This is a genomic window from Moraxella sp. RCAD0137 (assembly GCF_002894025.1).
Lineage (GTDB): Bacteria > Pseudomonadota > Gammaproteobacteria > Pseudomonadales > Moraxellaceae > Moraxella > Moraxella porci.
In genome coordinates, this window is sequence record NZ_LTCC01000041.1 from 1 (window position 1) to 327 (window position 327).

General features: G+C 39.8%; 2 rRNA genes. Both read left to right on the top strand.

Features of this window, described 5'->3' with window-relative positions:
• Positions 1-92, top strand: a 23S ribosomal RNA gene (locus tag AZ602_RS09930); the annotation flags it as partial.
• A 155-nt stretch (positions 93-247) separates the two neighbouring features.
• Positions 248-327: ribosomal RNA gene (gene rrf / locus AZ602_RS09935) — 5S ribosomal RNA — on the top strand; the annotation flags it as partial.

The window sequence follows — 327 nt, forward strand, 5'->3', positions numbered from 1 at the left end:
GCCGTTGTAGACTACGACGTTGATAGGTTGGGTGTGGAAGTGTAGTGATACATGTAGCTAACCAATACTAATTGCTCGTTTGGCTTGACCATACAACACCCAAGTGGTTTAATACTACTGAATGTGTTGATGGTAAGTGTAAAGATTTTACCTATAAGCTTGAATCAATCTTGATAACGCTAATGCAAAAAAGCAAAAGCAAAAAAATAAAATAACAGACTCATAACAGCGTTGTTAATCCTTTTACGCTGACGACAATAGCAAGATGGAACCACCTGATCCCTTCCCGAACTCAGAAGTGAAACGTCTTAGCGCCGATGGTAGTGT